Below are 17,258 nucleotides of genomic sequence, written 5' to 3'. Positions count from 1 at the left end.
GTACTGTCTGATGTCATGACCGCAGCTCACGCGACTGCTCGACGCGCCGAACTGTTCGACCAACTCGTCGAGTTGTTCCTGTCCGAGGGCTTCGCCCACTTGACGCTCGACGACATCGCCTCACGCCTGCGGTGCAGCAAATCGACGCTCTACACACTCGCCGGCAGCAAGGAGCAGCTCGTCCGTGCTGCGACGGTGCATTTCTTCCGCGGCGCAACGGACCGGGTCGAGGCATCGATTGCGGGCGTGCACGGGTTCGCCGACCGTTTGACCGCGTACCTGTCTGCGGTCGGGGTGGCGCTCGAACCCGCGTCGAGCAAATACATGGACGACCTGGCTGCGTTCGCCCCAGCCCGCGAAGTGTACGAACAGAACACGGCGTTCGCCGCGAAACGCGTTCAAGATCTGATCGACGACGGTGCCGCGGCCGGCGAGGTACGCAGTGTCCACGCGGCTTTCGTCGCCGATGTCGCCGCCTCGACGATGGCGCGTATTCAATCGAGGGAGGTCGCGTCGAGGACCGGATTGGACGATTCTCAGGCCTACTCCGAACTCGCGCAACTGCTGACCAACGGGATCACCGGCCGCTGACGCGCAGTTGAAGTTCGATCAGGACACGCTCGTCGGCGTCGGCGAGATCGGCGCCGAGGATCTCCTCCACTCGTTTGATTCTGTAGCGCAGCGTGTTCGGATGAATGTGTAGTTGGATCGCTGCAGCTCGAACGTCGCCGAAACAGGACAGGTAGGCACCGAGGCTTTCGATCATCGCCCCGCTGTTCTTCTCGTCGTATGCGCGGAGTACGCCGATGCGCGGGTCGAGCAGGTGTTCGTGATTGGCAACGAGTTCGACTATTTCACCGAGCAACACCGACGTACGAGACTCGGCGAGGGTGGTAACCCGGTTCTCCCCGGTGGTTCGATCCAAGACCCTGTCCACTTCGTAGCGCGCCGCGGCAACGTCGGACAACGACGCCACCGGCGCTACCAACGCTGCGCGGATGGCGGTGCCGGTGCGTGCCTCGGTTCTGGCGATCAGCTCGCGCGCCCACGACTCGAGAGGCTTCACCGCCGTCTCCCCGGGGAACAAGACGTAGATGCGGTCGCCCATCGCCGTCGCCAACGAGCTTCGATGGAAAGCGCTGGCAGCCAATCTCAGCACAGCCGAAAGGTGTGTCGTCTCTGCGCCCGCTACACCGGCGAACCCGAGGACCGCGGCAGGTCCTGACGGTGAGATCGACAGTGCCGCAGCGAGAGACGGTATGTCGACGCCACCGCCGCGCGCGCCCAGGAGACGCTGGATCTGCACCGTTTCGTTGGTCGGGGCGTCGATGATCCGTTTGATCAGACGAGCCGCCACTGCGGCGGCGCCGCGGAGTACCGCGTCGGCGTCGCTCGAAATAGGTTGTCTACCTTCTTGAATCCAGATCGAACCCAGATTGGCAACACCGCCGGAGGCGTCGGGGATCGATCGAATGCCCACGACCAGACGACGCCTGATGCCGAGTTCCTCGTCGGCCGGCACTTCCACCACGTCGTCGCTGCGTCTGATCCGGTCGAACACTCCCCACTCGCTGAGGCGTCGCAGGTAGGCAGCAGGCCCCTCGCGGCCGAGGATCGACAACGTGCGGAGTTCGTCCGCGGCATCGCCGGCGGCCGAGTACGCCAGGACATGCGAGCGCTCGTCTTCGATGCTCACCATTCCTTCGGTCAACGAGGCGATGGTGTGCGCCAGCCCGTACAGGTCGGTGTCGTCGCCTATCGGATCGAGTTCGAGGCGTTGCGTCGAATGCTCGAGCACCCCGCGGATCGTCGACAGCACCCTCTCCCAGCGCGACTGAGCATGAACGGTCACCAGTGCGACACCGCTGCTTCTGGACGCGTGGCGCAGAGCTGTCGACGATCCCTTGACCATCAGCGCCCGAGGCCGGTCCTCGGGTCCGCGCAGCGCCAGCTCGTCGAGCCAAACGGCGATCGCCTGCTCGGGAACTCCGACGATCAAGCACAGGTCCGGTGTGGGCTGGGCGGCCTCGATGTCGTTCTCCTCGACCAGCCCGACCGATGCGATGCGAACGTCGCTCCCGTTCGGTGCGACCACGAGCTCGACGAACGCCCCGTGGAGTGCCCGCACCACCTCCGCCAGAGGTACCCCTTCGTTCATCTGGACAAGTCAACCACAGATCCTTTGGCCGATCGGAAGAATACAAGTGTGCCGGTCTCGACTTCAATTAGCAGCACCCCGTCACCGACAAAGGAGGTTCGCCGTGGACGCCGTCACCTCGGTTCCAGCACCGATCAACGAGCCGGTGGGCACTTACGCTCCCGGCAGCCCGGAGCGCGCCCGGCTTCGAATCCAACTCGACTCACTTCAAGCCGATCCGACCGAGATACACCAGGTGATCGGCGGCGTACATCGGACGGCGTCGGGACCGCGCGAGAACGTCGTACAGCCGCATCGGCACTCGTCCGTCATCGGCAGTTTCGCGAATGCCACACACGACGACGTCCGGGACGCCATCTCGGCGGCAACGGCAGCAGCGCCCGCATGGCGGGACCTGCCGTTCGACGACCGAGCTGCGGTCTTTCTTCGCGCGGCCGACCTCTTGTCCGGACCGTGGCGCGAGAAGATCGCCGCAGCAACGATGCTCGGCCAATCCAAGTCGGCCTACCAAGCCGAGATCGACGCTCCCTGCGAGCTCATCGACTTCTGGCGCTTCAACGTTGCGTTCGCGCGGCAGATCCTTGCCGACCAGCCAGTGTCCTCCCCCGGTGTGTGGAATCGCGTCGAGTATCGGCCGTTGGAAGGTTTCGTCTACGCGATCACCCCGTTCAACTTCACCGCGATTGCCGGAAACCTCCCCACCGCACCGGCATTGATGGGCAACACGGTGCTGTGGAAGCCGTCGCCCACGCAGGCGGTCGCGGCCTACCTGACGCTGCAGCTCCTCGAAGCCGCAGGCTTGCCGCCCGGCGTCATCAACCTCGTGCTCGGCGACGGCCCCCTCGTATCCGAGGTCGCGCTGGCCGATCCTCGTCTCGCGGGTATCCATTTCACCGGTTCGACAGCGACGTTCCAGCACCTGTGGCAGGAGGTCGGCCGGAACATCGCGAACTACGACTCCTACCCCCGCCTCGTCGGCGAGACCGGCGGCAAGGACTTCGTCGTCGCGCATTCCTCTGCCGATCCCGACGTTCTGACGACTGCCTTGATCCGAGGCGCATTCGACTACCAGGGCCAGAAGTGCTCGGCGGCATCGCGCGCGTTCGTGCCGAAGTCGGTGTGGGCGAAGATGGGCGATCCGTTCATCGAGCAGGTATCGCAGCTGAAGTACGGCGACGTGACCGATCTGTCGAACTACGGCGGCGCCGTCATCGACAAACGCGCGTTCGACCGCAACGCGGCGGCATTGGATCGCGCCAAGTCGACCCCCAGTCTGACCATCGCGGCGGGTGGCACCTGCAACGATTCGGAAGGCTACTTCGTCGATCCCACAGTGCTTCTCGGCGATGACCCGACCGACGAAGCGTTCAGCACCGAGTACTTCGGGCCGATTCTCGCGGTGCATGTCTACGAGGACGCAGACTATGCCGAGGTGTTGCGGACAGTCGATTCCGGATCGAAGTACGCACTCACCGGTGCCGTGATCGCCAACGACCGCGGCGCGGTCGACGACGCCCACAAGGCGCTGCGGTTCGCGGCAGGCAACTTCTACATCAACGACAAGCCGACGGGTGCCGTCGTCGGCCAGCAGCCTTTCGGTGGGGCACGGGCGTCCGGCACCAACGACAAAGCAGGTTCCCCGCAGAATCTGCTGCGTTGGGCGTCGACGCGAACTGTCAAAGAGACGTTCGTTGCTCCTGTGTCACACCGTTATCCGCATCAGGATGGGGATGGGACGAAATGACAACTGTGCTGAACAACCCGCTGCGTCCGGCTTTGCTGGCGGCTGCTCGGTCGCCGCGACTCGAAGCGACGATGAGCAAGATGCGCATCACCAGGCAGTTGGTCGACCGGTTCGTTGCGGGTGAGTCCGAACCCGAAGCGGTCGCCGCGGTGCGGGGGTTGTTGGATTCCGGAAGGTTCGTCTCGGTGGACTATCTCGGCGAGGACACCACCGATGCGGCGCTGGCTGCAGCGACCGTCGATGCCTATCTGTCCCTGATGCAGTCGTACTCGACGCTGGGTGCTCGCACTCCGGCGCTGGAGGTGTCGCTCAAGTTGTCGGCGTTGGGGCAGGGTATAGATCGCGACCTTGCCCTCGAGAATGCTCGGACCATCTGTGCGGCCGCTGAGCATGCGGGTGTCTGGGTGACCGTCGACGCCGAGGACCATACGACGACGGATTCGACGTTGTCGATCGTTCGTGAACTGCGAGAGGACTATCCGGACCTCGGAACCGTTCTGCAGGCCTATTTGAAACGGACCGAAGCTGATTGCCGGGCGATGGCCGGACCTCGGTCACGTATTCGCCTGTGCAAGGGTGCATACAACGAGCCGGCATCGGTCGCGTTCCAGAAGCCGGCCGATGTCTCCGACTCCTACCTGCGGTGTCTACGTGTGCTGATGGAGGGCGACGGTTACCCGATGGTTGCGTCGCATGATCCTGAGATGATCGACGCTGCAGACCGATTCGCACTCGCAGCCGGGCGCGCGGTGGACACGTACGAATACCAGATGCTCTACGGAATCCGTGACGGCGAGCAGAAAAGACTCGTCGCCGACGGTAAGAACGTGCGGGTGTACGTTCCGTACGGCAACCAGTGGTATGGCTACTTCATGCGCCGCCTCGCCGAACGCCCGGCGAACCTCATGTTCTTCGTCCGGTCCTTGGTGTCCAGATCGTGATCGGTCGGTAGCCTGGGATCGATGAGCAGATTTCGCGCCAGGACCGTCTTCTGGGTTGCGTGTCTCGCTTTCGTCGGATCTCTGGCCTGGGTCGCTTTCGGGGTCGGCGGCGATCTTCCCGCGCAGTTCGACGGATCCGGCGCCGTGACGCGACGGGAATCTTCGTCGTCGTTCGTCCTGTCGCTCGGCGGCGGCGGTGCGGTCTTGGCAGCATTGTTCGGCGGAGGACGGTGGTGGATTCCGCGTCTGCCGTCACAGATGATCAACCTCCCGAGCATCGATGCGCACCGTTACTGGACGGCTCCCGAGCGTCGTTCGGACTTCGACAGCATGATCTCCGGCGATCTGGAGTGGATCGGTGCAGCATCGTTTGCTCTCCTCACTTGGATGACGGTGGTGTCCGGGACTGCGGGCGAGTCCGTGAGCGTCTGGCTTCTCGCAATCCCGACGGCCGCATTTGTGGTTGGCATCGTCGCGTATGCCGTGTACATAGTTCGCGGCGGGAAGTACCGCGTGCGTTCCTAGCCCCGCCCACTACACGATGCGGTTCCGGCTGGCCGTGCTCACGGACTCCCCAGCATCTAGTAGGGCGGTGGTTCGTTGTGTTCGCGGAGTTTTCGGATCTTGTTGTGTTCTCTGAATTTTCGTCGGATGTCGCGCATCTTCGCGCGGGCGGTGTCCGATTCTGCGGTGTCGAGGTCGGTTCGGGTCGGTGGCTGCGCTCCTGCTGGCATGTGGGTTTCCCACCAGGTCGGTGAGGTGATATCGACGGGGTCGGGAATCGCATTCTTTCGTTTTCGTTTGCGTGAACGCGGCGGTGTCGGTAACCCGAGGCGCGGCAGCGTGATAGCGCGGATTCCGGCAGGGCTGGTCCACACGATCGCACCCCCGGTCAGCATCGCTACGGACCAGGCTTTGCGGGTTTTCAGTTGGTGGTGGCCTTTGCACACCGGGTGCAGGTTCGACGCGATCGTCCACCCACCGCGGCGCGGATTCTTGTGGTCGAAGGGCACGATGTGGTCGAGTTCGCAGCGCGTGGAGGGTCTCTCGCATCCGGGGTGGGTGCAGGTGCTGTAGGTCATCCGCACTTGGGCAGCGACATCGGAGGAAGGACGGTAGGTCAGTGCCCCGGCGGGTGGTTCACTGCCACCACCGTGTCCGTCGGGGTAGATCCCGGCGGCCAACGCCGGATCCGCATCGATCGCCGCGGTCAGCGCCGCAATGAGCTGGGTGCGTGCGTATTCTTCGGAGGCGCCGCTGATCGTTCCCGCAGCGCACGGTGCAGAACCTGTTCGAGCACCGGCTACGCCGTCGCCGACGAGACCGGCCCATCCGCAACTGAAGATCCCGCCGCCGAAGCGGGGAGTACGTGGTGCTCCGTGATGGTCGTGGGTGTCACTGTTGCGGCGTGCGCGGACATTTGGTACCGCGCCTGCCGGCCGTATGCGGCCTCGGAAAACCAACCGCCACAGACCTAGTCCTGGGCCACCCACGCCTGTCCCACCCAAGCCTGTCCCATCCGAACCAGTACCGTTCGAACCCTCGCCCTGAGGATTGTCACCGCCACCCGGTGCACCGGCGGAACCACCGGAATCCACTCCCTCCGTTCCTGCGTCCAGACCCGCACCACCCGGCACCGCGCCATCCGGCACCGCTCCACCGGACGAACCTGCCGCATCCATCCCGGCCGTATCCGTATCCGATGCCTGTGCAGTCTCATCGGCTGCCGCATCCATCCCGGCCGCATTCGTATCCGATGCCTGTGCCGTCTCATCGGCTGCCGCAGCCGCCGGCCCAGCTGCCGGCCGCGCTGCTGTGTGTGCCCGCGCTGCCCGCGCTGCCTGCGCGACATCGGAGCTCGCCAGCTCCACCAACAATCCCTGCCACGTCGCATCCTGCGCCAGAATCCGCGCCGCCTCCGCATCCAGCGCAGTCCCATCAGCCAACACAGCCGGGTTCTCGTTGAGTCCCAACAACGTCTGCACATCGATCAATATCTGCACCAACTGCCCACGACGACCGTCCGACAAATCCGCCACGCCGAACTGAGGGCACCCCTCACCGAGCTCGCACCTGCACACCAACGCGTGCTCACCATGTAGCAACCCCACCAACGCATCCACCCGCAACTCCTTGGCCGACCGCGGATCCTGCGAACAGACCGACCCGACCATCTCCTCGACCAACGCCTCTGCCTCCGCACCCTCCACATCGGACATCGTCACCTGCAACCGCGACACCCCACCGCCCTCCTGCCGCACCGACAAGCCCCGCTCGCCCTTCACCGACGCGGTCCGCGCCGCCGACGCCTCTGCCGCATCGAACTCCATCCACATCCGCCACAACAACAACCGCAAAGACCGCGCACCCATCCGTTCCGCCGCCGCGACCGCTTCGAATTCGAGCGCACGAATCGTCGCATCCGAGGCCTTCCCCAACACCGTCTCGATCACCGACACCCGCGCCCAATCCAACGATCCGAACACGAACCGCACCGCCGTCAACGGCAACCGATCCAACCCCAATCCCGTCTCCACCAACGGCCGCGCCACCATCTGACTCACTCGCAACGCCGCCGCCACCTCGCACACCACACCGCGCTTCACCTCGAGCGGATCACCGTCGGCGCCCTCGGCATCGGCAAACCGAACTTCCGCGATCTCGCACACCGTCTCCACCGACCTCGCCCGAGCCACGTTCTCCACTACTCGGCATCTCGCCGCCACCACTGACAACCCCGCCACCACCGCATCCGACACACCCACACCCCACGCGGCCTCACCCCACGCGGCCTCACCCCACACCGCCTCACCCCACACAGCGTCACCCCAGGCCGCCCAGGCCCCGCCAGCAGCACCGACAGTGCCGCCAGCCTCGCCCTGCGCACCGGCATCACCCACAGTGCGCGTCCCCGCCGAAACCCCCGAATCGAACATGTGTTCGAGTCTAACTCGGGGGTCCGACACAAAACCGGAACGTATTCGCGCCGAATCCCGGCACTTCCATACGGCCCCGGGCGGATCCGTCCACTTCCCATCGGCACGACGTCGCGGCCGTGGACAAGCGAACGCGTCTTGCGAGAGAAGTCCGTGATTGTCGAAGCATTCAACCTAGCTACCGAAATAGGTAGCTCTCACGTCGAAGCGAGCGGCGTGCCCTGATGATGCACGATCTGCCAACCAACGCTCGCAAGGCGCCACAGCGAGGTCCGCCGCGCAGAGACCCCTCCTCGATGCGAACTCCATTGAAGCATAACCAGCTCCGGACCTACTATCCGTCCAGTCAATTCATGGATTTCGATCTCGGGAGTCGAGTCCCCCTCCCCTGCTTCACGTTCGAGGAGTGCAAGGATGGACTTCCTGTCGTACACAGCGCCCGAGGACCCCACTTCGACGAAGTCGAAGGCCAGCAAAGACTCGAGGCGAAGTTTATCTCGGCGGCAGGCGGGGTTTGAAGTTCCCGTTCGACCGCCGATGCAGCCGCAATCATGCCGAGGTCGCATGCGTCGCTCATCCCGCCAGTCTACGAACGACCCGACAGCAGGTAGTCGGAGCCGCCGACGTAGAAGGTATGACCGGATTCGAGAGTGGCAGTGGATGCCTCGACCACAGTCGCTGCGAAGTCCTCGATCGTCGGCAGCGCACCGTGCTGCCGACGGGCCGATACGGCGTCGGGATTTCGTCGATCGAGCAAACGGACGATTATCGTCCCATCGATCATGTCTCCTGACACCACGGTGAGATCGACCCCGCATGCTCGGAGCTGCGGAATCATCTCTCGGAGCGCATCTTCGCCTGCGCGTTTACTGCGGGCGATGGGTTCGTATTCACCGGGCACAGGCTTTTCACCGACAAAGTGAGCCTGATGGCTGGTGACGAACACGATGCGACTGCCGGGCCCCATTATCGGGAGAGCCGATTCGACGAGTTCGATCTGAGCATCGCGATTGAGCCGCATCGCGTAGTCGGGATCTGCATCCCGCTCCAACCCGCCGGATGCGTTCAACACAACGACGTCGAGGCGGCCGAACCTGCGCTTGATGTCATCGATCATCGCCGCCACGCTCGATCCATCGGCCAGGTCGGCTCCGGCGGAGACAGCGCGGCCGCCGGCTCGTTCTATGTCCGCAACGACGTGTTCCGCCCGAACTCGTTTCTCGCGGTAATTGACTACAACGACATCGCCCTGCGCTGCGAGACGACGGGCCACCTCAGCGCCGATCCCTCTGGACGCCCCCGTAACCAGCGATACTCGCGAACTCCGCTCCACATCCATCACATCGCCCTTTCGCAACCACCCAAACGCTTCTATTTCAGAAGCTACTATCGTGCTTCTGAATGAGAAGCGCAAGCGAGCCATCCTCACCCCGCGGGGGCGATTCGCAACACACCGCGGCAGCCCACGCGGCCATGGATCTCCTCGGTCAGAGGTGGAGTCTCCGCATCCTCTGGGAACTCGAACCCGGCCAGATGGGGTTCTTGGAACTCAGACGACGCATGGACAATTGCTCGTCCAGCATGCTGTCGGAGCGTCTACGACTGCTGCAGGAAGCGGGCGTCATCGAGAAGAATCCCTCACGTACTTACGAGTTGACCTACGCGGGGATCCGGCTCTGCCAGGCGCTGGAGCCTCTGTGGGAGTGGTCGCAGACCTGGGCGTCCGGCGGGCGGTTCGAGCATTTCCCGCCCGGCGCCGGAAGCTGACGACGCCACTACCTCAAAACTCCGCCGCTCAGTTGCACTCGGTCGACAAACACAGCGGATGCCCGGCCGGGTCGAGCATCACCAGGAACCGCCCACTGCCCGGCTGATGGGAGGCGCGGGTGGCGCCCAGTCCCACGAGCAACTGCGCCACCTGTTCGAGATCACCTACAACGAAGTCGAGATGCAATCGTCGTGGTGCGCCGCTGTCGGGCCACTCCGGCGGACGGTGGTTGTCGACGCGCTGGAAGTCCAGGCGTACGGAGCCGTCGGTGGTCAGGACAACGAAATCCGGGTTCGACGAGCGCAGCTCACCGCCGAGAAACTCCCGGTAGAAGTTCGCAAGCGACAAAGGATCCGGGCAATCGACGGTGACGGCGAACAGACGCGCGACTGTGGGCACGGTGATCTACCGCCTTCTGTACAGTCGCTCGGGCCGCCCGACATTCCCGTAGTCCAGCGACACGTCGACCGTGCCGATACTTGCAAGGTATTCGAGATACCGGCGGGCACTGGAACGCGAAATACCGGACAGCTCAGATAATTCCGACGCCGATACTGGTTGCTCGACGCCTTTCAACCGGTCCTCGACCAACTCGAGGGTGACTCGACTCAACCCCTTCGGCAGATCCGCGCTGGTGCCGGCGATGCCGAACGCCTTGTCGACCGCAGCTTGCTCCGCCTCGTCGACCGCACCCAACGACTGCCGGGTGGTGCGGTACTGAACCAAACGATCATGCAGCACAGCGAATTTGAACGGTTTGATCAGGTAGTGCACCACCCCGCTTCGAAGAGCCTTCTGCACCGAAGCGACTTCACGCTCGCTCGTGATGACCAGAACGTCCAGGTCAGGCACCTCCTCACGGAATCGGCCGATGAGGTCGAGTCCGCTCACGCCCGGCAAATGGACATCGAGCAGCACGAGATCCGGCCGCAACGAGGACACCGCGCCCACCGCCGACTCCGGGGTGTGCGCGACTCCGCACACTTCGAAACCGTCCGTCTTGCCGACGAATCCGGCATGCACCTTCGCCACCATGAAGTCGTCGTCCACGACGAGAACCCGTATCACTGCTGCTCCTTCATCACCGCACGAAACACCGTCCACCCGCCTTCGGACCCGACCGACACGTCCCCGCCTCGCCGCCGGCACGCCAACCGAACGAGAGCCAGGCCGAACCCATTGCCCGTGGTGGCCGATCCTCTGGTGCTCCACCCTTGCTCGAATATCCGGGGTACATCGGACGGCGGCACACCAGGTCCGTCGTCGAGTACCTCTACAACGACGCCTTCTTCACCCTCACGTAACGAGATGCGAACCCTGCTTTCGCATGCCGTCACCGCATTGTCGACCAGATTGCCCAGTACCGTGCAGAGATCACGCGACAACGCCCCACCGTGGTGCCCCAAGGAGGAACCGTCGACGATCTCCACGGTCACCGAACGGTGCGCCGCTGCACCGATTTTCGCGATCAGCAGCGCAGCCACCCCGACGTCGCCGACGGAGTCCGTGACCGCGGATGTCGCGTCCTCACGCCTGGCCGTAAGCCCGTCGACGTAGCGGACCACCTCGTCGTACTCGTGCAGTTGAACGAGGCCCGAAATGGTGTGGAGCTGATTGTCGAACTCGTGGATGTGTTCGCGCAGCGCGGTCGAACCGGTCTTGGTCACGCCCAGCTCTTCCTCGATGTCGGTCAGTTCGGTGCGGTCACGGAACGTGGTGACGGTTCCGACCGCCTTCCCGTCGGAGACGACCGGAACGGTGTTCAGCACCAGAATTCGGTCGCCGACCAGGACTATCTCGTCGGGAGTGGTCTCGGTACCGAGCAGCACATCTCGCAACCGATCCGTCAGGCCCAACTCGTCGACGGTGCGGCCCTTGCTTCCGTAATCGATGTGCAGCAACTCGTGCGCACTTTCACTCATCAGCAACACGCGCCCATGTGGGTCGAGCGCGATGACCCCTTCCTTCAGGCCGCGCAGCATCGCCTCCCGCTGGCCGACCAGGTCGAGTATCTCGCTGGCCTCCATTCCCAGAGTCTGGCGCTTGACCCGGCGCGCTAGTAGAACCGATCCGGCTCCGCCCAACACCGAGGCCACCGCTAGATAGACGATCAGGTTCGGCGCGGACTGCAGGAACCGATCGAGCGCCGACGGATAACGATCACCCACGACGGCAGTCCCGACGAGTGTTCCCGAATCGTCGATCACCGGAACCAGTGCCTCGACCGCTTTTCCGAACGAGGTGTCGGTCAGCCCCACCCACGACGACGACCCGGAAGTAGAAGGAACCACACTGCCGACCTGCTCGGGCACTGTGGACAACACCACAACCCCGTCGACACCCGCCAACTGCGCGTAATCCAAGCCCGAGACGGCACGCACCGATTCGACCGCGCTCTGCAGGCCGGTCCGGATCCGCGGCTGCGCGAGCGGCAACAACTGCCGTACGACGGGGTTGGCCGCAAGCGTTTCGGCAGCGGATTGGGCGCGCCTACCAGCGTCACGCTGGAACGCCGCGGACGATTGAGCGAGCGACAACCCCCCGATTGCGACGAGCACGACCACGACGATCAGCAGCTGCAGCCGGAGCAGCTGAGCGGCCAGCGTGGTTCTTCGCACCAAAAGACCCTACGTCGCGCCCTCCCAACCCGAACCGAGATCGGCGTGAGCACAATGAACACAAAAGAAACTGTGGCCGCAAGGGTGACCGCAATCACAAAGTGTTGTTGACTCCTCTCATGCCCACTACGAGACTCCGATCTGCGACGAGCGCCCTGTGCGTCGCAGTCGCGGTTCTCGCAGGAGGGTGCGGCACCGAACCTGCGGTCTTCTCGGGTTCGTCGAGCAACGATCGCGTGCGTTTCGTCGTCCCCTCCGACGCCGGTGGCGGTTACGACCTGACAGCCAGGAACCTCGCTCAGGCGTTGGACACCGACGGCACCGACTACGACGTCGTCGTCCTGCCCGGATCGGGCGGCGTCGTCGGTCTCGGACGGCTGGCCCTCGAGAGCGGCGATCCCGATCTCGCGATGGTCATGGGACTCGGCCTCATCGGTGCTCTCGAAACCACGGAATCGGATCGTTCCATCGCCGACACGACCCCGATTGCCAAAATTCTCGAAGAGCCGGAAGTCGTTCTGGTTCCGTCGAGCTCACCGATCCAGACGATGACCGACCTGGTCGACGCCTGGCGAGCCGATCCATCCGAGTTGAACTTCGCCGGCGGGTCGGCGGAGGGCGGGCCGGACGGACTCTTCCGCATCCTGCTCGCCCGAGCAATCGGCGTCGACGCCTCGGCATCGACGTACCGTCAGTTCGAAGGCGGCGGGCAGCTCCTACCGGCTTTGCTCACCGGCGATGTCGACGTCGCCACCACCGGTGTGAGCGAGTACCTCGATCAGATTGCAGCGGGAACCGTTCGCGCACTTGCGATCAGCACCGCCGAACGAATCCCCGTCGTGGATGCGCCCACGGCTCGCGAAGCAGGCGTCGACGTCGTCTTCGCAAATTGGCGCGGTCTTCTCGCACCTCCCGGTCTGACACAAGAACAGACGGAGAAGTGGATCGACCGGATCGAGACACTCGACGCCTCACCCGAGTGGCAGGACATCCTCACCAGAAACGGTTGGCGGGCAGCCCTGCTGACCGGCTCCGATTTCACTCGATTCCTCAGCGGTCAAGCAGCATTCGTACACGAGACATTGCCCGTCTCGGACCACAGCTGACTCTTCAAGCACCACACCTGCTCTAGAAGGAGTACACCCATGCTCGTGATACTTGGCTTCCTCATGGTTGCGGTCTTCATGTATCTGATTCTGACGAAGCGCGCCACCCCCGTGGTTGCGCTGACGTTGGTACCCGTCGCGTTCGGCCTGATGGCAGGCGCCGGCCTCGGGATCGGAGACATGATCACCGACGGCATCAAATCGCTGGCACCCACCGCAGCGTTGCTGTTCTTCGCGATCATCTTCTTCGGCATCATGATCGACGTCGGACTGTTCGATCCTCTGGTGAAGGGCATCCTCAAACTCGTCAAGAACGATCCGATGAAGCTCGTGGTCGGCACGGCGGTACTGGCAATGGTCGTCTCGCTCGACGGTGACGGTTCGACGACGTTCATCATCGTCACCTCCGCGATGCTCCCGCTGTACCTGAAACTCGGTGTCAGCCCGGTCATTCTGACGGTTGTCGCCGGCTTGGCCAACGGCACGATGAACATCATCCCGTGGGGCGGCCCCACCGTCCGCGCAGCATCAGCGCTCGGCATCTCACCGTCCGAGGTGTTCGTTCCGATGGTGCCGTCGTTGATCGTGGGCCTGATCATCGTGCTGGCGTTCTCCGTTCACCTCGGCATCATGGAACGTCGCCGCATCGGAAAGCTGGTCTACGAACCAGAAATGGTGCGGGCAGCTGCATCCGGCGGAATCGGTGGAAATGGCACGACGCCGCCTCCGAGCGGCTCTGCAGGTGACGGCGGCGCAGGCCAGTTCATCGACGGACTCGACCCGAACCGCGACACCCTTCGCCCGAAGCTTCTGTGGTTCAACGCAATCCTGACCGTGGTCCTGCTCGTCGTACTCGTCATCGACATTCTCCCGATCCCGGTGCTGTTCATGATCGCCGCGTCGATCGCGCTCGCCGTCAACTTCCCGAAGGTGAAGGAGCAGGGCGAAGCCATCGCTCGGCACTCGTCGTCGATCGTGTCCGTGGTTGCCATGGTCCTCGCTGCCGCCATCCTCACCGGCGTCTTCCAGGGCACCGGCATGGTCGAAGCCATGGCCGAATGGCTGCTCAACGTCATTCCGTCCGGCATGGGCCCGTACCTGGCCGTCATCACCGGTATTCTGTCCCTCCCGTTCACCTTCTTCATGACCAACGACGCGTTCTACTTCGGCATCCTCCCGGTGCTCAGCGAGACCGCCGCACAGTACGGCATCGAACCGGTGGAGATGGCACGTGCCTCGATCACCGGCCAGGCGTTCCACCTGCAGAGCCCCTTGGTACCCGCGATCCTGCTGCTCGTCACTCTCGCCGGCGTCTCGCTCGCCGACCACCACAAGAAGGTGCTCTGGCGCGCAGCCGTCGTCTCGCTCTCCATGCTTGTCGTCGGTGTCGCCCTCGGGCAGATTCCGTTCGGCTGACCTTGAAATGACATACGCACCGAAAGGCACCTGAGATGTCCGTAGCAGTAGTCCACAATCAGTCCGACGAAGGCCGAGCCGCCCTACAGGCGGGGGTGCGCGAATCGCGGAGCCGGAACACCGACCTCGTTGTGATCCACGCTCTTTCGGGATCACCCAACGCCCAGGCCCAGGAACTCTCGGCCGTCGAGACAGCCGTCCACGCCGTCGCCCCGGACGCACGCGTCGAGGCCGGTGTGCCCGATCCGGATGCGACCAGCACACTGCTCACCCTGGTGGACAAGGTCGACGCCGAGTTGGTCGTCGTCGGTTCGCGTCACCGCAGCGCTGTAGGCAAGTTCTTGATGGGCCAGACCGTCCAGAGACTGCTCTTGGAGATCCCCGTCGAGATTCTGCTCGTCAAGTCCCGATAGCGAGGATTTCAGTGGTGCCGGGGTTTCGCGACCCCGGCACGTGGGCACCCAGCCGAAGCCAGCAAAGATGACTTCGGCATACACGCCCCGCTTCATCTGAAAATCGAAGGACTCGAGATCGGTGCCGTCATGACCACCAGCACAGCCGACGCCGTCGTTATCGGCGCAGGCCACAACGGCCTCGTCGCCGCGGCCGCGCTCGCGGATGCAGGGTGGGACGTGGTGGTGCTCGAGGCGGGCCACGAGCCTGGAGGCGCCGTCAGAAGCGCCGAGCTGATCCCCGGTTACACAAGCGATCTCTTCAGTGCGTTCTATCCGCTCGGCGCGACATCTCCGGCCATGACTGCCTTGGAACTCGAGCAACACGGACTTCGGTGGCGTCGTTCTCCTGCCGCGTACGGCCACGCACGATCATCCGGCGACGAGGACGCACCCGTCGTACACGCTTCTGTAGATGCCACCGCCGACGCGCTGTCTTCGTACGATCGACGCGACGGCGACGCCTGGTCGGCGTTGTTCGAGCAATACCTGCAGATCAAGAAACCGCTGCTCGACGTCTTCTTCGGCCCCTTTCCGCCGGTACGCGCGGCTGCCTCGCTCGCGAGGACCCTCGGCACAGCGGAGACGTTGCGGTTCGCACGGTTCATGGCGCTGCCAGCCCGCGTCATGGCCGCCGAAACGTTTCACAGTTCCGCAGCCCGGTGCCTTCTTCTCGGCAACGCGATGCACGGCGATGCCCCTCTCGAAGCTGCGGTCAGCGGCGCGATGGGGTACCTGCTGACCATGGCGGCGCAAGACGTCGGTTACCCGGTTCCCGAAGGCGGTGCTGGCGCACTGACGGACGCGCTGGTTCGCCGCGCCGGACGCGCCGAAGTCAGGTGCGAGAGCGAAGTCACCCGCATCGAGGTCGTCGACGGGCGAGCGCGAGCGGTGCACACCGCGTCGGGCGACATCGTGCGTGCCCGGCGGGCGATCATCGCCGACGTGTCCGCTCCCGCCCTGTACCAGCGCCTACTCCCCCAGGACTCGCTCCCTCCCCGGCTGAGAACTGACCTCGAGAAGTTCGAGTGGGACACCCCCGTGGTCAAGGTGAACTACGCGCTCGACTCCCCGATTCCGTGGCGTTCGAAGAGCCTGTCTTCGGCGGGAACCGTCCATCTCGGAGCCGACGAGGACGGACTACTGCGATGGACGACGGATCTGGCCACCGGGGTTCTGCCGAAGCGTCCGTTCATGTTGTTCGGACAGATGACCACGGCCGACCCGACCCGATCGCCGAGTGGCACCGAAAGCGCCTGGGCCTACACACATCTGCCACGCGGCGTAATCGACGACGCGTCGGCGGACACCGTCGCCGAGCGTGTCGACGAAGTGTTGGAAGAACACGCACCCGGATTCGCGTCGTCGATCGTCGGACGTGTCGTTCAACGCCCCTCCGACCTGTCCGGGGCCAATTCGAATCTGTACGGAGGTGCCGTCAACGGCGGAACGGCCCAGTTGCACCAGCAGCTGATCTTCAGACCGACCCCCGGACTCGGCCGGCCCGAAACCTGCGTCGAGGGCTTGTTTCTGGGAAGCTCGTCGGCGCACCCAGGTGGCGGGGTGCACGGCGCCGCCGGTATGAATGCGGCGCGGGCGGCGTTGAGACAGCAAGGAATTCTCGGCGCGGTACGAAAAAAGGTGACCAGTTCCCTTCTGGAACTGGTCACCCGTTAGCGGCTTTTACAGAAGTGCGAGCTCGACTGTCTCGAATCGCTCGACAGTCGTCGCCACCGTGGCGGCCTCGAGCAATCGATGAACCGCGCGGCCTTCGACCAAGCACCAGCTGGCATCCGAGGCCTCGACGGCCTGATCCAGCGCGGTGAACACCGTCAGGCCAGCGATTCCGAAGAACCCGACGACGGACAAATCGAAGACCACTCGTACGCCGGTCGACACCCTGCCGCATACGTAGTCGGCCAGAATCGGCGCGCTACGCATATCGACGTCGCCATGGACCTTGACCACGACGGTGTTCGTACCGGCCGGTGTCGCGGAGAAGATTGCGCCGGTCTCGGCCACGGAAACCGAACTGTGGTTCGCAGCCTGCGACTTGGTCGAGCCTTCGTCGTTGAGATTGTGTGGAGTAATGGTCATAGCCATCCCATCGTCGATCGAC

The 17,258-nt window shown here is 64.1% G+C and carries 17 protein-coding genes; 9 read left to right on the top strand and 8 right to left on the bottom strand.

Going from position 1 to position 17,258, the window contains the following annotated elements; translation table 11 throughout:
- Window positions 1–15 precede the first annotated feature (15 nt).
- Entirely contained in the window at window positions 16–591 is a 576-nt protein-coding gene (locus D8W71_RS08985; protein ID WP_121112783.1) for a TetR/AcrR family transcriptional regulator, read from the top strand.
- On the opposite strand, the gene D8W71_RS08980 is transcribed toward D8W71_RS08985, so the two are convergent.
- Window positions 578–2,158, bottom strand: a complete 1,581-nt coding sequence (locus D8W71_RS08980) for a PucR family transcriptional regulator (RefSeq protein ID WP_121112781.1) — start codon at window positions 2,156–2,158, stop codon at window positions 578–580. The two genes, D8W71_RS08985 and D8W71_RS08980, sit on opposite strands and share 14 nt — an antisense overlap.
- A 103-nt stretch (window positions 2,159–2,261) precedes the next feature.
- Between D8W71_RS08980 and pruA the strand changes: the two genes are divergently transcribed.
- The 3 genes from pruA to D8W71_RS08965 are packed head-to-tail and all read left to right on the top strand — an operon-like array spanning window position 2,262 to window position 5,368.
- Complete coding sequence (pruA, locus tag D8W71_RS08975) at window positions 2,262–3,902, top strand: L-glutamate gamma-semialdehyde dehydrogenase (RefSeq protein ID WP_121112779.1); 1,641 nt, start codon at window positions 2,262–2,264, stop codon at window positions 3,900–3,902.
- Complete coding sequence (locus D8W71_RS08970; protein WP_121112777.1) at window positions 3,899–4,843, top strand: proline dehydrogenase family protein; 945 nt, start codon at window positions 3,899–3,901, stop codon at window positions 4,841–4,843. Before pruA ends, D8W71_RS08970 begins: the two co-directional genes overlap by 4 nt.
- A gap of 21 nt (window positions 4,844–4,864) precedes the next feature.
- Entirely contained in the window at window positions 4,865–5,368 is a 504-nt protein-coding gene (locus D8W71_RS08965; protein ID WP_121112775.1) for a hypothetical protein, read from the top strand.
- 56 nt (window positions 5,369–5,424) lie between these two features.
- Here the strand turns inward: D8W71_RS08965 and D8W71_RS08960 are convergent, their stop codons facing one another.
- From D8W71_RS08960 to D8W71_RS08950, 3 genes are all read right to left on the bottom strand, one after another.
- The gene (locus D8W71_RS08960; RefSeq protein ID WP_236077805.1) at window positions 5,425–7,779 is read right to left on the bottom strand and encodes an HNH endonuclease signature motif containing protein; all 2,355 of its coding nucleotides are present in this window, start codon (window positions 7,777–7,779) and stop codon (window positions 5,425–5,427) included.
- A gap of 197 nt (window positions 7,780–7,976) precedes the next feature.
- A complete protein-coding gene (locus D8W71_RS08955) occupies window positions 7,977–8,345 on the bottom strand; it encodes a nuclear transport factor 2 family protein (protein ID WP_236077804.1) in 369 nt (122 codons plus the stop codon).
- 20 nt (window positions 8,346–8,365) lie between these two features.
- Complete coding sequence (locus D8W71_RS08950) at window positions 8,366–9,118, bottom strand: SDR family oxidoreductase (RefSeq protein ID WP_121112773.1); 753 nt, start codon at window positions 9,116–9,118, stop codon at window positions 8,366–8,368.
- Between the two features lie 62 nt (window positions 9,119–9,180).
- Between D8W71_RS08950 and D8W71_RS08945 the strand changes: the two genes are divergently transcribed.
- The gene (locus D8W71_RS08945) at window positions 9,181–9,546 is read left to right on the top strand and encodes a winged helix-turn-helix transcriptional regulator (RefSeq protein ID WP_236077803.1); all 366 of its coding nucleotides are present in this window, start codon (window positions 9,181–9,183) and stop codon (window positions 9,544–9,546) included.
- A 28-nt stretch (window positions 9,547–9,574) separates the two neighbouring features.
- Here D8W71_RS08945 and D8W71_RS08940 read toward each other — a convergent pair whose 3' ends face one another.
- The 3 genes from D8W71_RS08940 to D8W71_RS08930 are packed head-to-tail and all read right to left on the bottom strand — an operon-like array spanning window position 9,575 to window position 12,165.
- A complete protein-coding gene (locus D8W71_RS08940; RefSeq protein ID WP_201265301.1) occupies window positions 9,575–9,946 on the bottom strand; it encodes a VOC family protein in 372 nt (123 codons plus the stop codon).
- Window positions 9,947–9,952: 6 nt separating this feature from the next.
- The gene (locus tag D8W71_RS08935; RefSeq protein ID WP_201265300.1) at window positions 9,953–10,615 is read right to left on the bottom strand and encodes a response regulator; all 663 of its coding nucleotides are present in this window, start codon (window positions 10,613–10,615) and stop codon (window positions 9,953–9,955) included.
- Complete coding sequence (locus D8W71_RS08930) at window positions 10,612–12,165, bottom strand: sensor histidine kinase (RefSeq protein ID WP_121112769.1); 1,554 nt, start codon at window positions 12,163–12,165, stop codon at window positions 10,612–10,614. The genes D8W71_RS08935 and D8W71_RS08930 overlap by 4 nt, the downstream gene beginning before the upstream one ends.
- A 119-nt stretch (window positions 12,166–12,284) precedes the next feature.
- Here D8W71_RS08930 and D8W71_RS08925 point away from each other — a divergent pair, with 119 nt between their 5' ends.
- The 4 genes from D8W71_RS08925 (at window position 12,285) to D8W71_RS08910 (ending at window position 16,816) form a co-directional block, all read left to right on the top strand.
- Window positions 12,285–13,271 (top strand): Bug family tripartite tricarboxylate transporter substrate binding protein, encoded by a 987-nt coding sequence (locus D8W71_RS08925; RefSeq protein ID WP_236077802.1) that lies wholly within the window; start codon window positions 12,285–12,287, stop codon window positions 13,269–13,271.
- Between the two features lie 39 nt (window positions 13,272–13,310).
- Window positions 13,311–14,687 (top strand): CitMHS family transporter, encoded by a 1,377-nt coding sequence (locus D8W71_RS08920; RefSeq protein WP_121112767.1) that lies wholly within the window; start codon window positions 13,311–13,313, stop codon window positions 14,685–14,687.
- 35 nt (window positions 14,688–14,722) lie between these two features.
- Window positions 14,723–15,100, top strand: a complete 378-nt coding sequence (locus D8W71_RS08915) for a universal stress protein (protein WP_121112765.1) — start codon at window positions 14,723–14,725, stop codon at window positions 15,098–15,100.
- A gap of 129 nt (window positions 15,101–15,229) precedes the next feature.
- Window positions 15,230–16,816, top strand: a complete 1,587-nt coding sequence (locus tag D8W71_RS08910) for a phytoene desaturase family protein (protein WP_121112763.1) — start codon at window positions 15,230–15,232, stop codon at window positions 16,814–16,816.
- A gap of 6 nt (window positions 16,817–16,822) precedes the next feature.
- Here the strand turns inward: D8W71_RS08910 and D8W71_RS08905 are convergent, their stop codons facing one another.
- Window positions 16,823–17,236, bottom strand: a complete 414-nt coding sequence (locus D8W71_RS08905; RefSeq protein ID WP_121112761.1) for an STAS domain-containing protein — start codon at window positions 17,234–17,236, stop codon at window positions 16,823–16,825.
- Window positions 17,237–17,258 lie beyond the last annotated feature (22 nt).

The sequence above is a fragment of the Rhodococcus sp. P1Y genome (assembly GCF_003641205.1).
In the GTDB taxonomy this organism is placed as follows: domain Bacteria; phylum Actinomycetota; class Actinomycetes; order Mycobacteriales; family Mycobacteriaceae; genus Rhodococcoides.
This window is presented reverse-complemented; position numbering and strand designations above follow the sequence as displayed.

What these genes read in the sequence shown, in the direction of transcription:
- D8W71_RS08985 (WP_121112783.1), top strand. Translation starts at nt 16, where the DNA reads ATGACCGCAGCTCACGCGACTGCTCGACGCGCCGAACTGTTCGACCAA.
- D8W71_RS08980 (WP_121112781.1), bottom strand. Translation starts at nt 2,158, where the DNA reads ATGAACGAAGGGGTACCTCTGGCGGAGGTGGTGCGGGCACTCCACGGG.
- D8W71_RS08970 (WP_121112777.1), top strand. Translation starts at nt 3,899, where the DNA reads ATGACAACTGTGCTGAACAACCCGCTGCGTCCGGCTTTGCTGGCGGCT.
- D8W71_RS08965 (WP_121112775.1), top strand. Translation starts at nt 4,865, where the DNA reads ATGAGCAGATTTCGCGCCAGGACCGTCTTCTGGGTTGCGTGTCTCGCT.
- D8W71_RS08960 (WP_236077805.1), bottom strand. Translation starts at nt 7,779, where the DNA reads ATGTTCGATTCGGGGGTTTCGGCGGGGACGCGCACTGTGGGTGATGCC.
- D8W71_RS08955 (WP_236077804.1), bottom strand. Translation starts at nt 8,345, where the DNA reads ATGCGACCTCGGCATGATTGCGGCTGCATCGGCGGTCGAACGGGAACT.
- D8W71_RS08950 (WP_121112773.1), bottom strand. Translation starts at nt 9,118, where the DNA reads ATGGATGTGGAGCGGAGTTCGCGAGTATCGCTGGTTACGGGGGCGTCC.
- D8W71_RS08945 (WP_236077803.1), top strand. Translation starts at nt 9,181, where the DNA reads ATGAGAAGCGCAAGCGAGCCATCCTCACCCCGCGGGGGCGATTCGCAA.
- D8W71_RS08925 (WP_236077802.1), top strand. Translation starts at nt 12,285, where the DNA reads ATGCCCACTACGAGACTCCGATCTGCGACGAGCGCCCTGTGCGTCGCA.
- D8W71_RS08920 (WP_121112767.1), top strand. Translation starts at nt 13,311, where the DNA reads ATGCTCGTGATACTTGGCTTCCTCATGGTTGCGGTCTTCATGTATCTG.
- D8W71_RS08915 (WP_121112765.1), top strand. Translation starts at nt 14,723, where the DNA reads ATGTCCGTAGCAGTAGTCCACAATCAGTCCGACGAAGGCCGAGCCGCC.
- D8W71_RS08910 (WP_121112763.1), top strand. Translation starts at nt 15,230, where the DNA reads ATGACCACCAGCACAGCCGACGCCGTCGTTATCGGCGCAGGCCACAAC.
- D8W71_RS08905 (WP_121112761.1), bottom strand. Translation starts at nt 17,236, where the DNA reads ATGACCATTACTCCACACAATCTCAACGACGAAGGCTCGACCAAGTCG.